General features: G+C 31.8%; 11 protein-coding genes and 1 pseudogene. 6 read left to right on the top strand and 6 right to left on the bottom strand.

Translation table 11 applies throughout. The features are described 5' to 3' along the window. Window positions 1–23: 23 nt before the first annotated feature. From CW733_RS07315 to msrA, 5 genes and pseudogenes are all read right to left on the bottom strand, one after another. Entirely contained in the window at window positions 24–1,514 is a 1,491-nt protein-coding gene (locus tag CW733_RS07315; RefSeq protein WP_100996578.1) for a MopE-related protein, read from the bottom strand. 7 nt (window positions 1,515–1,521) lie between these two features. After that, window positions 1,522–1,995, bottom strand: a complete 474-nt coding sequence (locus tag CW733_RS07320; RefSeq protein ID WP_100996579.1) for a T9SS type A sorting domain-containing protein — start codon at window positions 1,993–1,995, stop codon at window positions 1,522–1,524. Between the two features lie 398 nt (window positions 1,996–2,393). Next, the gene (locus CW733_RS07325) at window positions 2,394–2,696 is read right to left on the bottom strand and encodes a hypothetical protein (RefSeq protein WP_100996580.1); all 303 of its coding nucleotides are present in this window, start codon (window positions 2,694–2,696) and stop codon (window positions 2,394–2,396) included. A 181-nt stretch (window positions 2,697–2,877) separates the two neighbouring features. Further along, a pseudogene (gene folE / locus CW733_RS07330) lies at window positions 2,878–3,468 on the bottom strand (GTP cyclohydrolase I FolE). Between the two features lie 37 nt (window positions 3,469–3,505). Further along, window positions 3,506–4,048 (bottom strand): peptide-methionine (S)-S-oxide reductase MsrA, encoded by a 543-nt coding sequence (gene msrA / locus CW733_RS07335; RefSeq protein WP_100996581.1) that lies wholly within the window; start codon window positions 4,046–4,048, stop codon window positions 3,506–3,508. 177 nt (window positions 4,049–4,225) lie between these two features. Between msrA and CW733_RS07340 the strand changes: the two genes are divergently transcribed. The 5 genes from CW733_RS07340 (at window position 4,226) to CW733_RS07360 (ending at window position 10,087) form a co-directional block, all read left to right on the top strand. Next, window positions 4,226–6,664: a DUF5916 domain-containing protein gene (locus CW733_RS07340; protein WP_100996582.1), complete on the top strand. Its 2,439-nt coding sequence runs from the start codon at window positions 4,226–4,228 to the stop codon at window positions 6,662–6,664. Window positions 6,665–6,715: 51 nt separating this feature from the next. Continuing rightward, window positions 6,716–7,378 (top strand): ABC transporter ATP-binding protein, encoded by a 663-nt coding sequence (locus CW733_RS07345; protein ID WP_100996583.1) that lies wholly within the window; start codon window positions 6,716–6,718, stop codon window positions 7,376–7,378. A gap of 5 nt (window positions 7,379–7,383) precedes the next feature. After that, window positions 7,384–7,932, top strand: coding sequence for a CPBP family intramembrane glutamic endopeptidase (locus CW733_RS07350; protein ID WP_100996584.1), 549 nt, complete (start codon window positions 7,384–7,386; stop codon window positions 7,930–7,932). 2 nt (window positions 7,933–7,934) lie between these two features. Further along, window positions 7,935–8,699 (top strand): TIGR02757 family protein, encoded by a 765-nt coding sequence (locus CW733_RS07355; RefSeq protein WP_100996585.1) that lies wholly within the window; start codon window positions 7,935–7,937, stop codon window positions 8,697–8,699. A 170-nt stretch (window positions 8,700–8,869) separates the two neighbouring features. Continuing rightward, complete coding sequence (locus CW733_RS07360) at window positions 8,870–10,087, top strand: ATP-binding protein (RefSeq protein ID WP_100996586.1); 1,218 nt, start codon at window positions 8,870–8,872, stop codon at window positions 10,085–10,087. Window positions 10,088–10,172: 85 nt separating this feature from the next. Here the strand turns inward: CW733_RS07360 and CW733_RS07365 are convergent, their stop codons facing one another. Then, window positions 10,173–12,080 (bottom strand): peptidase M61, encoded by a 1,908-nt coding sequence (locus tag CW733_RS07365; protein ID WP_100996587.1) that lies wholly within the window; start codon window positions 12,078–12,080, stop codon window positions 10,173–10,175. Window positions 12,081–12,208: 128 nt separating this feature from the next. Here CW733_RS07365 and CW733_RS07370 point away from each other — a divergent pair, with 128 nt between their 5' ends. After that, the gene (locus CW733_RS07370; RefSeq protein ID WP_100998731.1) at window positions 12,209–13,216 is read left to right on the top strand and encodes a glycosyltransferase family 2 protein; all 1,008 of its coding nucleotides are present in this window, start codon (window positions 12,209–12,211) and stop codon (window positions 13,214–13,216) included. Window positions 13,217–13,248 lie beyond the last annotated feature (32 nt).

Here is a 13,248-nt window from a genome sequence, read left to right on the forward strand (position 1 = left end):
TATTATTTTAAATAACTAAATTGTTAAAAAGCTCGAACTGCGCGCACCACCCATGCGATGTATTTTTTAACGTTGGGGGACTGGGCTCCAGTATCTAAGCTCTGGCTCCAAGCGCTGTTGATTTGGTTCTCGGTAGAACTCCAATAGAAGTTACTAGTATCAAAACTGCTGCCACCATTCGATGTTGCTGTAACCTCAATAGTTGCCTTATTCTGGTACATCTCGTTGAGTTCATCTTTGCTGGGTAAGAACCAATCGTTAAAACTACCACCATTATAAGCTCTTGCCAATCCTGCTGCATAATTTGTTTCTGTTGCGCCTTGAACACTTATAATAGCATCAGTATTACTAGCTCCTGTGGTTATGGCTGTCTCTGTTGCTCCTGTAGTAAGATTAGACCCATTGTGCCACCGTATTCCAGAACTTTGGTCTTCTACAGCACAAACTAAACCGTGTATTTCTCCTACAATATAGCCGGTATCGCCATCTTGAAATATATAAAAGATTATACCACCTTCATGAATTTGACCTATTTCCATTTCATCAATTTCGCCATTACAATTATTATCAACATTATTCCCGAAAATTTCAGATGCACCTGGATTGATAGACGCTTCTAAGTCATCACAATCATCGGTGCCTGTTCCTGATAATTCAGAAAGTATAAATCCATTCGTAGGACGTTCGCAAGAAATCGTACTTGAAACTCCATAACCATCACCATCCGCATCTATATACCACGTTTGACCTGGAAATTCATCAGAATCAGTATCATCACAATCATCGGTGCCTGTCCCTGATAATTCAGAAACTAAAAATCCATTCGTAGGACGTTCGCAAGAAATCGCACTTGAAACTCCATAACCATCACCATCGGCATCTATATACCACGTTTGACCTGGGAATTTATCAGAATCAGTATCATCACAATCCGTATTATCAGTAACATATCCATTGGGTGCTAAAGTTGCTAAAAAAAGAGTGTTTATATTACCATATCCATCACCATCTGCGTCCTCATAATATGCATTTGTTGAAGCAGCATCAGCCCAAGTTGCAACGCCGTTTATAATCTGTAATATTTGTTCCTCTGTACCTCCAGAAGGCAGACCATTTGTAGCTGTTTTTGCCTGTAAGGCATACGGTACGCTCATTAGTTGGCTTGTTCCTGTTATAGTGTAATTGACACCTCCAGTTGGATCGGTTTCTGTTTTTATAAAGTAAGGGCCTGTTGACCAATCTATGGCTGTAAAATCATCTGAGGTAATACCTGTTCCTATCTCTAAAGTCACTAAACCATTTACATTAGTAGTTGGCGTTTGGGTTTCTACATAAACTGCAGTTCCTGTAGCAGTGTTTTTTAAAATGCTTATTTGCACACCTAAAGTTTGGCTTACTACTAAATTATCGCCACTGTTTCTTACCACGGCTTGATAACTCATCTTTTCGGGCGCTTGGGAAAAACTTGTTGCAGCTAATAATACTGCCGCTATAAATGTGTAGATTTTTTTCATCTCTTTGTTATTTTTTAATGATTTTAAAGGTTTTTAATTCTTGGTTGTTTTGGTTTATTTTTAAAATGTACATTCCTGTGGATAAATGTTGCATTTTAATTTGTGTGTCTACATTTGTAATTTTTCCATTAGTTATGGCTTTACCATTAACGTCTATAAGAGTGTAGCTTAAATTATCTAGAGTGCTATCTGAAATCTTCAATATGATATAATCTGACGTTGGATTCGGATAGGTTACTGCTGATAAATTTACGGTAGTCAATTCTGGATTGCTTAATGTAAAGAGCTCGATACTTTGCTGTACACCTTGAGATACTGAACCATTAGACCCAGTATTAGTGTTATAAGCCAACTGACCTACAGAATAACTGGATGAACCTCCACTGCCTGTGGCTTCTCCTCCTGATGCGGGAATGGTTTGTTGTGAATAAATTAATTGTGTAGCAAGTAATAGACATGCTACAAGTGTAGTGTTTCTCATTGGGGCTTTTTTTAAAGATTATGTCTTTTTTCGACCCAAATGTAGAGTGAAGAAGATTAACTAATCTGTGTTAATATTAAACAATGTAGTCTATTTATCGATAAAAAGCGTATTTAAACGTTTTTTTTTGAAATGAAACAGTTAGAGAAAAACTAATGGTAACAAGGTATAAGAAAGCATAGGGCTTTTGTGCTTAATCAAAAGTTCTGTGATTATTTACAAAGTCGCCAAACCGAAACGTATCGCTTATCACCTGCCCTACGTTTCTTATACTAAACGTTAATTTAATTTCGAAGACTTCAATTATTTACTAGAAAGCATAACATTTTAAGTAACTTTAAAAACAAAAAAAGCACGCAAACGCGTGCTTTTTTTTATATCTAAAATTATCAAGTAAATTAATTCACTTCAATAATTGTTTCTTCTGTTTTTGTTTTAAAAACATAAGTGTACAACCACATTAATGTAAATGTTGGTATTACGTCTAATCCTGGCATTGCTTCTTCAATAAAAGAAACTGCTGCACCTACTTTTCCTGCTGTACCTTTATAAAGTTTTGTCATTAAGTAAGCCGATGCTGGAGCCCAAACCACATCTATTATCTCTCCTATTCCAGGAATAATAAAGCTGGCATAACCTACTGCATCAAAAATGATACTGGCTGCTAATATTTTGTACTTGTTTGTGTTTTCTAAATTCATTGTGTTGTGTCTGTTAATACTTTTTATAAAGCAAATAGTGTTCCGTTTTTAGTTAGCGCAATAAAATTTCGCTTCATATTTCAAAAAAAAAGAATCTATTTAACTATAAGTAAGTGTTTTATACGTTTTGTTACAAAAACAACCAAAATAATGTAATTTCTAAATTAGCTTGAAATATCTTCTATTCTAAACTAGAACTTATTAATTTTAAAATTCTGTACGTGTTTCAATATTTTCAAAAGCACCTCTAAATCCAGGTCTTGTTGTAGAATTTTGTTTTTGCACACCACGCATCATCATACACATGTGAAACGCTTCTATTACAACTGCAACTCCTACAGGTTTTAAAGTATCGTTTATACAATCTAGTATTTGGTGTGTTAAACGCTCTTGTACTTGTAAACGTCTTAAAAAGACATCTACAATTCTTGGTTATTTACTTAAGTCAACAATACGTCTATTTGGTATGTAAGCAATATGTGCTTTACAAAAAAATGGTGAAACATGGTGTTCGTAAAGCGAATATAACGCGATGTTTTTTACAATTACCATATCGTTATAATCTTCCTTAAACATAGCACCTTTTAAAATCTCGGCAGCATCTTGATAACCTTGTATTAAAAGTTACATGACTTTAGCAAGCACGTTCTGGCATTTTTAATAACCACTCTCGCTTGGTGTCTTCTCCTAAATCTTCAATTATATTTTTATAACGCTCCTTAACGTCGTCTGTAACTTGTATGTTATACTCTTCAAATTGTTTAAATTCCATTTTCTTGCATTTTCTTGGTTGCAATTTTTAAATACTATTACTTTAATTTATCGCTGTAGTAAGTATTTAGTTTTTCAAGTTTTGGATGAATAACGAATTGACAATACGAATTTTCATAATTACGTTCGTAATACTCATGGTGGTCTGCTTCAGCATTATAAAAAACATCAAAAGCAGTAACTTCTGTTACAATTTTACTATCGAAAATCTGTTCAGAATCTAAATGTGTAATAAAAGCTTCAGCCTGATGCTTTTGATCTTCAGAATGATAAAAAATTGCCGATCTATATTGCGTACCAACATCATGGTTTTGCCTATTTAATGTTGTTGGGTCGTGAGTTGCAAAGAAAATCTCTAGCAATTCGATATAACTAATTAGTGTTTCATTATAAAAAATCTGAATACCTTCTGCATGTCCTGTCCTACCTGTCGTAATTTCTCTGTATGCAGGATTTTTAATATTTCCGCCAGTAAAACCAGAAATTACTTTCTCTACTCCTATTACTCTATTAAATACGGCTTCTGTACACCAAAAACAACCATTTGCAAAAGTTGCTATTTTTAATTTTTCATTTTCCATTATTTAAATTTAATTAAAAAAGTCTATTTAATACATGAGACCTTACGTTAGCTTATTATTTTAACTTTTAATTATGAAAATAATATACATCTAAAAGTAGATTTGTTAAACTAAACTGTAACAAACTAAAAATATTGAAGTCTTTAGGCTATCAATTATTAACTAATCACATTTTAAATGAAACTTTTTTCAATTATTGCTTTCGTATTTCTTCTGTCATTTCAAGTTACTGCTCAAGATAAAAAAACGTATACTATTTCACGAACAGATAAGGCACCAAAAATTGATGGCATATTGGACGACGAAGTATGGAAAACAGCACAAATAGCAACAGATTTTATTGAGTTTAGGCCAACTGTAGGTAAAATAATGCCAGAAAATAAACGTACAGAAGTTAAAATGACTTACGACGATTCTGGAATATATATTTCGGCTTATTTGTACGATAATCCCGAAGACATGATGAAGCAGTTTACGCAACGTGATGATTTTGGACAGTCCGATTTTTTTGCAGCTATATTTAACCCTAATAACGATGCACAAAACAATTCAGAATTTTTTGTATTTAGTTCTGGAACACAAGCAGATGCTACCGAAAGCCCAAGTAATGGTGAAGATTTTGGATGGAATGCTGTTTGGGAAAGTGCAACTAAAACCGTTGAAGATGGTTGGATTGTTGAGATGAAAATTCCTTACAGAGCACTACGTTTTACACAACAAGAAAGCCCAACTTGGGGAATTCAATTTCATAGACATTATAGAGATACACGCGAACAAGTAACATGGAATGCAGTAGATATTACAAGTGGAGCTGGAATTGGTTATTTTAATGGTGAATTAAATGGATTAAAAAATCTAGAACCACCAACACGTTTAAGTTTTTATCCTTTTGCTTCTATAGTTTACGATTCGGATTTTAAACCAAATTACAATGCAGGATTAGATATAAAATACGGTATTACAGAAAATTTTACATTAGATGCTACGCTAATTCCAGATTTTAGTCAAGTTGGTTTCGACGATGTACAACTAAACCTAGGGCCTTTTGAACAACAGTTTTCCGAGCAACGACAATTCTTTACAGAAGGAACAGATTTATTTACCAAAGGAAACTTATTCTACACAAGACGTATTGGTAGTGCTCCAATTGGAGATCCAACGCTTGGAACTAACGAAGTTATTGATGGCAAGTTTCCTAGAAAAACAAATTTACTTAACGCAGTAAAAGTATCTGGAAGAACAAAAAACGGTTTAGGAATTGGTTTTTTTAATGCCATTACCGAAGAAACTGATGTCGATATTTTAGATACCGTAACTGGTGATAAACGTAACGAAACTGTAGAACCTATAACTAATTATAATATTCTTGTTGTAGACCAGCAGTTTAATAAGAACTCTTCTGTAAGCTTAATTAATACAAATGTTACCAGAGATGGATCTGGCTCTAGAGATGCTAATGTTACTGGTTTGCTTTTCGATTTAAAGAACAAAAACAATACTTATGGAGCTATTGCAGAGGTTAAAATGAGTAACCTTAATCTTGTAGAAGGCACTAAAACAGGAATTAGCACCTCTTTAGGTATTGGTAAAAATAGTGGTAAATATAGATGGAGTGCTTTTCATGGATTAGCAGATAAAGACTACGATATTAACGATATGGGAATTTTATTTAGAAATAACTATAATAATTTTAGTGTCGATGGCTCTTACCAAATTTTCGAACCTACCGAAAAACACAATAATTTTAGTCTTAATTTCTGGGCTAATTACAACCAATTATACGAGCCAAACACTTACACAGGAAAGAACTTTGGTGGTCGTGTTTTTGCTGTTGGCAAAAAGAGTTTAATGGCTTATGGTGGTAATTTTAATGTACAACCTGGAAAACAATACGATTATTTTGGACCTCGAGTAGATGGTCGTTATTTTATAACTGAAGATTGGTTAAACACAAGTACATTTATATCTACCAACTACAATAAAACCTTTGCTATTGATGTAAATGTAGGCTACGAAACACTTTTTGAAGACAGTAGAAGTTATGAAAGTGTGTTTTTTGAAATCGAGCCAAGAATAAAATTTAACGAAAATTTTATAGTTGTCTATTCTTTTGAATGGGATCAAGAACTTCGCGAACGTGGTTTTATAGATTTTATTGGAGACGATATTATTTATGGTCAACGCGACCAGATTACTATAGAAAACAGCATTTCTACAAGTTATAATTTTAATGCTATGAATAGCTTAACCTTAAGTTTTAGAAACTATTGGAGTGCTGTACAATATGAAAATGACATCTATGCATTGGGTGATAATGGAAGATTAAATAGAGACGATAATTACACAAAAGACGATATAGACGATCCAGATGTAAACTTTAGTACTTGGAACTTAAACTTAACTTATTCTTTACAATTTGCTCCTGGAAGTTTTTTAACTGCACAATACCGTAATCGTATTTTTAATTATAGTAATGATGGAGCACAAGCTTTTAATGACAGTTTAAAAGACCTATTCGACCAACCAAATGGTAACACCTTCTCTCTTAAAATGGTATACTTTATAGACTATAGTAATTTAAAAAACGTTTTTAAAGGAAAATCTAAAACCATATAAAGTTGTACATTAGTTTGTAATGTAGTAATTTTCAACTTCTTATTTTTTTATATGATTAAAGCTGAAAACATACATAAATATTACGACGATTTACACGTTTTAAAAGGCGTAAACGTTCATATTAAAAAAGGCGAAGTCGTTTCTATTGTTGGTACTTCTGGTGCTGGAAAAACAACCTTATTACAAATTTTAGGTACTTTAGATACAATTTCTAAAACCGAAGATGCTTCACTTATAATTAATGGTGAAAATATTAGTTCACTTTCTGAAAAACAACTGGCTAAATTTAGAAACGAACATATCGGTTTTATTTTTCAGTTTCATCAATTATTACCAGAATTTACAGCCATAGAAAATGTATGCATTCCTGCATTTATAAAAAAAACACCTAAAGCTGAAGCTATAAAACGTGCTAAAGAATTATTAGATTTTTTAGGTTTATCGCATAGACACAACCACAAACCAAACGAACTCTCTGGAGGAGAACAACAACGTGTTGCAGTTGCAAGAGCATTAATAAACAATCCAAGTCTTATTTTTGCCGATGAACCTTCTGGAAATCTAGATAGTGAAAGTGCAGAAAATCTTCATAGCTTATTCTTTAAACTACGTGACGAATTTGGACAAACTTTTGTTATTGTAACACATAATGAAGAATTAGCAAATTTAGCAGATAGAAAACTAACAATGGTAGATGGTAAAATTGTTCTATAATTACTATGCAAACAACGCTTAATGAATTAGTTAATTATATAAAAGAACCTAATTGCGAAACATTACAAATTTCTGTCTTAGAAAAATTAAAAGCACTATCTAAATTACTATTAATCGCTTTTGGAACTTCTTTTACATTAGGTGTTTTAATTTCAATTTTAGCGCAGTTTGGTTTTATTGAAATGGATTCTCATGCCATAAGTAAGCTTTTAAACGAAAAACCAAAAACCGTTATATTTTTAATGGCAGTAATTGCTGCACCAATTTTTGAAGAACTATTTTTTAGAGCGCCTTTAACCTTATTCTGTAATAAAAAATATTTTAAATATATATATTATGGTTTCGCTTTACTCTTTGGGATAATACATATTACCAATTACGAAATCTCTACTACGATATTAATAATTTCACCAATATTAATTTCACCACAAATTACTTTAGGCTTAATATTAGGTTACACACGAATAAAGTTAGGGTTTATTTATGCTATTTTATTCCACATGCTATTTAATGGCATCTTAATTGTGCCTAGTTTATTATTTATGGATATTTAAATATGAATAAAACCGAACTCAAAGAATTTTTAGACGCTAAAGTAGAACAATATAATAGACCAGATTTTATTACTAGCGACCCAATACAGATTCCGCATTTATTTAGTAAAAAAGAAGACATTGAAATTGCAGGTTTTTTAAGCGCAACTATTGCTTGGGGAAACAGAAAAAGCATTATTAACAATGCTAATAAAATGATGGATTTACTTGATCATTCTCCTCACGATTTTATAATAAATCATCAAGAAGAAGATTTAAAGAAATTAGAACCTTTTGTCCACAGAACTTTTAATGGTTTCGACTTTATTACGTTTATAAAAAGCCTTCAACATATTTATACAAACCATAAGGGCTTAGAAGCTGTATTTGCTAAACATGCCGAAAAGGATTCGTTACAAAAAGCAATACATTATTTTAAACACTCTTTTTTCGAAATTGAACATTTACAACGCACTCAAAAACATGTTAGTGACCCACTTAAAAATTCGGCAGCAAAACGCATAAACATGTTTTTACGTTGGATGGTTAGAGACGATAATACTGGAGTAGATTTTGGTATTTGGAAATCACTATCACCTTCACAATTATCTTGTCCGTTAGATGTGCACTCTGGAAATGTAGCAAGAAAACTTGGCCTTTTAAACCGAAAGCAAAATGACGGTAAAGCTTTATCAGAACTAGACACCTCCCTTAGAAAACTAGACATAAACGATCCTGTAAAATACGATTTTGCCTTATTTGGATTAGGTGTTTTTGAAGGCTTTTAGTTTGAGGAATCAGTATTAATATCTTTAAATAGTTTCCTATTGCTTCTTATTTTTCAATCATAAAAAAATAAAACTTCAATTTTTATTTTGCTTAACTTTGAACCAAAGGATAAACACATTACACACTAGTATAATATACTAATATTAAACCACTTAAGCATAGTTTTAATTTGATAGCTCCTAAAATTCCTAAAAACGAATCTGCTCGACTTAAAGCGGTTAACTCATACCAGCTTTTAGATACTTTACCAGAAGAAGATTTCGATAACATTACAAGTTTAATTTCTAATGTTATAGACGTTCCTATTGCATTAGTAACGCTTTTAGATCTTGAAAGAAACTTTCTAAAATCACATCATGGTGTTTCTTTTAACGAGTCTCCAAGATCTACTTCTTTTTGTGGCCATGCTATTTTAAGTGAAGACAATTTGTTTATTGTTGAAGATGCTAGAAAAGATGAAATATTTAAGGATAACCCATTAGTTAAAGAGCATAAAGCTATTTTTTATGCTGGAGTTCCTTTAATAAATGCTGATGGTTTTGCATTAGGAACACTTTGCATTTTTGATACAAAACCAAGAGTTTTAAATAAGAAACAAAAAGAAATGCTAATTGTTTTAGCAAAACAAGTGGTACAACTTTTCGAACTTAGAAAAAACAATTTAGAACTTAGAGAAGTACGTAAAGAACTAGTGCAACAAAACGAAAAATTAAAAAATTTCGCTGGCCACGTATCTCATGACATGAAGATGCCTTTGGCTAATATGATAATAACTTCAGATATTTTAAAAAAGAAATATGAAGGAAAACTTGACGAAAAAGGTTTAGAGTATTTAGGTAATTTAAAAAGAGCTTCGTTTACTTTAAGCGAATATATTTCTAATTTATTAGAGCATTATGAAAGTGACAAAGTTGAAGGCAGGCATGAATCTTTTTATGTAAATCATCTACTAGAAGATTTGGTCGATTTATTACAAATTAACACCAATTGCGATATTAATTTCCCAGAAGAGGATATTGAAATGGTTTGTAATCGTGTAGCTTTAGAACAAATACTCCTTAATCTTATTGGCAATAGCTTAAAATATAACGATAAGGAAAATACAGTAATTGATATCTCTTGTCTTATAACAGATGATTTTTACAATTTCTCGATAACAGATAATGGTGTTGGTATTCCCGAAGACAAACTAGAATCTATTTTCGATTTATTTTCTACCGTTGGAAACTTAGACAGAAATGGTAACAAAGGGCATGGTATTGGTTTATCTACAGTACAAAACTTAGTAAAATCATTAGGTGGAACAATAACAGTAGATTCTAAATTAGGAGAAAAAACTAGTTTTAATTTCACTATAGCTAAACCAGATTATCATTTAACAAAATAATAAAAAACAAAAAAAAAGCCTGTTGAATATAAGTATTCAACAGGCTTTTTTAATATAAAAGATTCCTTGTTTTAGCAAGAGTTTATTATCCTTTTAACCAAGCTTCACGTAGCGTATTTTGCTTAGGTGTTGCATTTGGATCTACAGCTAAACTAGAACCTGTAGTGTAAGATTGTGTTAATGTTGTTTTAACAATAACCTCTTTACCTTTTCTATCTATTTTAACATCGATATCTCTTCCTGGTTTCCACATATAAACCTCCGTTAACATTTGTTGAGCGTTAGCCATTGTTAACTCTTTACCATCGATAGTTTTAATAACATCTCCTGGTAAAACTCCGTTTTCTGCCCAGAAACTATTGTTCTTTACAGCTTCAGAGAAAGGAAGCGTCATTGTTGCCATATCTGGTGCAAAAATTAAAGTCCCATCATTCTGGATATAGTTTGTTTTCACTTTTGCTTCTGCTAATATTAAACCAGCTTTAGCAAAAAAGTCGTTATAGTTAATTGGTGTTCCACCAACAACGTGAGTGTTTAAAAACTCACCAATAGAAGGATATGTCATTTCTGTAATTTCAGCAATTAAGTTATCATCTTCAAAAGGCTTATTTTTTCCGTATTTAAGAGATAATTCTTTCATTAAAGATAAGATTCCTCTATTTCCATTACTTTCTTCGCGTAATAAAACATCAATACACATACCAATTAAAGCGCCTTTAGAATATACGTTTACGTATTGTGGTGCGTATGGCTCATCTAAGATATTTTCACTCATTTCTGTGAAACTCATAGCATCATTCATGTTAGCTGCAGACTTAATTTTACCCATTACTTTAGTAAAAAATTCATCTTCTGTAACTAAACCTTGATCTACTTGAAACAACGTCGCAAAATATTCTGTTACACCTTCATACATCCATAAATGCTTAGAGAATGTTGGTTGATTGTAATCGAAATAATGAACATCTTCAGAGTGCACACTTAAGGGTGTTACAATATGAAAAAACTCGTGAGAAACAACATCAATCATGCTTTCAGATAATGCTTCAAAAGGCATCGCTTCTGGTAAAACTACCACTGTAGACGTGTGGTGTTCTAATGCTCCAAATCCTTTTGGTGATTCTTCTTTACCTTCAGATAAATATAAATAAATATCATAACGAGGCGTTGTATTCACATTACCTAAATATGCTTTTTGTGCTAGCATCATTTTCTCCATTACTGCCTTAATTTTTTCAGCAGAATGTACTTTGTTTGGAGAATATACACTTAATACAATTTTAATATCTCCAACTTGAAATTCTTCAACATCTAATGCTCCGTAAAACATTGGATTATCTGTAATATCAAAATATCTAGGTGCTAAATAACTAGAAGTCATAGATACGCCATCGTCATTCATTTTTGTTCCTGTTTCCTGTAAAGCAGATGTTTTTAACATTGTTTTTGGTGCAGTAACATCTAATTTATATTGTGCAGTTTTTAAAGAATCAAAATACCCAATAAAACCATGTAAGTTTAATACGTAATTTGTAGTCTCAATATTTGTACCTGCTGGAGAAAATGGTACTTCTAAACCAATTCCACCACCTTTAGCTTCCATATCGAAAGTATCGTTAACATTGTAAGTTACCATGTCTAAATTCGCAGCATTAGCAATAGTCCAAGTATTGGTATCTGTTTTTACAACTAGTAATTCGTTTCCTTTATAATCGATAGCTTTAAAATCGTCTACATACTTTCCAAAATCACTAACAGAATAGGTTCCTTGTACCACTCTTGGTAATCTATACGTTACTGTTTCTACTGCAAAACGTCCAGGATTAATTACAACTGGTGCTTTATCGTCTATTACTTTAGTTAAATCTAAAGTTGCTTCAATAGGATTTAAAGAAGCTAAATCGTTTGTAGCTTTTCCGCTAGCAGTTTTTGTAGCGTTACAACCTACTAGAAGAACTCCAGCAAATGCAACACTTAATAGGTGTTTTTTCATTTTTATTGGTTTTTTATTAATGGTGTAAAATAGTATGACGACCAAATGTACAATCTGTTACATTTACAAATTATAAAATTTTGTTAATATCTGTTAAATTCAAAGCTTCAGAATATTATATTGCAACTATGCAGCAGTCACTAATTAGCGTATTAATTCCTTTTAAAAACACTCAAGAATTTCTTGACGAGTGTTTAGTTTCCATAATAAACCAAACACACACTAATTGGGAGCTACTAATTATAGACGATAATTCTACAGATAACAGTTATAATTTGGTTAACGATTATGCTAAAAAAGATAATAGAATTAAATTATATAAAAACGAAGGTTCCGGAATTATTAATGCCTTAAAACTGGCATTTTCAAAATCTAAAGGAGACTACATTACTAGAATGGATAGTGATGATATTATGCCAGACATTAAACTTGAAACACTCTTTAATAATTTACAACTACACGGAAAAAACCACATAGCAACTGGATTGGTTAGTTATTTTTCTGCGGAAGGCATAAGCGATGGCTATAGAAAATACGAACAATGGTTAAACAGTTTAACTACAGAAGGTACTAATTATTCTGAAATTTATAAAGAATGTGTAATCCCTTCTCCATCTTGGATGATTGCCAAAGAAGACTTACTAGCTATTGATGCTTTTAATCCTACACGCTATCCAGAAGATTACGATTTAACCTTTAGGTTTTACGAAGCTAATTACAAAGTAATACCGTGTAAAAAAGTGCTTCATTTATGGAGAGATTATGGTACACGTGCCTCTAGAACAGATGCGAATTATGCCGAAAACAGTTTTATAGACATTAAACTGCACTATTTTCTAAAATTAGATTTCGATAAATCGAAACCATTAGTAATTTGGGGAGCAGGAAATAAAGGTAAAACAATTGCTAAAAAATTAATTGCTTTAAATATTCCGTTTCAATGGATTTGCGATAATCCTAAAAAAATAGGCAAACATATTTACGATGTAGAAATGAAACCATTTCAACATTTAGAAACATTAGCGCATTTTCAAAGTATTGTAAGCGTTGCTAATAAAGAAGAACAAGTAATTATTAGAACGTATTTTTCTAAATTGAAAAAAGAATCGATGAGAGATTATTTTTTCTTTTGTTAAAGGGTCTCATATTTGAGTATTAGTTTTATATT

This window comes from Lacinutrix sp. Bg11-31 (assembly GCF_002831665.1).
Classification (GTDB): domain Bacteria; phylum Bacteroidota; class Bacteroidia; order Flavobacteriales; family Flavobacteriaceae; genus Lacinutrix.

Excerpts from the sequence above, each read along its gene's own strand:
- CW733_RS07315 (WP_100996578.1), bottom strand. The coding sequence starts at position 1,514 with ATGAAAAAAATCTACACATTTATAGCGGCAGTATTATTAGCTGCAACA.
- CW733_RS07320 (WP_100996579.1), bottom strand. The coding sequence starts at position 1,995 with ATGAGAAACACTACACTTGTAGCATGTCTATTACTTGCTACACAATTA.
- CW733_RS07325 (WP_100996580.1), bottom strand. The coding sequence starts at position 2,696 with ATGAATTTAGAAAACACAAACAAGTACAAAATATTAGCAGCCAGTATC.
- msrA (WP_100996581.1), bottom strand. The coding sequence starts at position 4,048 with ATGGAAAATGAAAAATTAAAAATAGCAACTTTTGCAAATGGTTGTTTT.
- CW733_RS07340 (WP_100996582.1), top strand. The coding sequence starts at position 4,226 with ATGAAACTTTTTTCAATTATTGCTTTCGTATTTCTTCTGTCATTTCAA.
- CW733_RS07345 (WP_100996583.1), top strand. The coding sequence starts at position 6,716 with ATGATTAAAGCTGAAAACATACATAAATATTACGACGATTTACACGTT.
- CW733_RS07350 (WP_100996584.1), top strand. The coding sequence starts at position 7,384 with ATGCAAACAACGCTTAATGAATTAGTTAATTATATAAAAGAACCTAAT.
- CW733_RS07355 (WP_100996585.1), top strand. The coding sequence starts at position 7,935 with ATGAATAAAACCGAACTCAAAGAATTTTTAGACGCTAAAGTAGAACAA.
- CW733_RS07365 (WP_100996587.1), bottom strand. The coding sequence starts at position 12,080 with ATGAAAAAACACCTATTAAGTGTTGCATTTGCTGGAGTTCTTCTAGTA.
- CW733_RS07370 (WP_100998731.1), top strand. The coding sequence starts at position 12,209 with ATGCAGCAGTCACTAATTAGCGTATTAATTCCTTTTAAAAACACTCAA.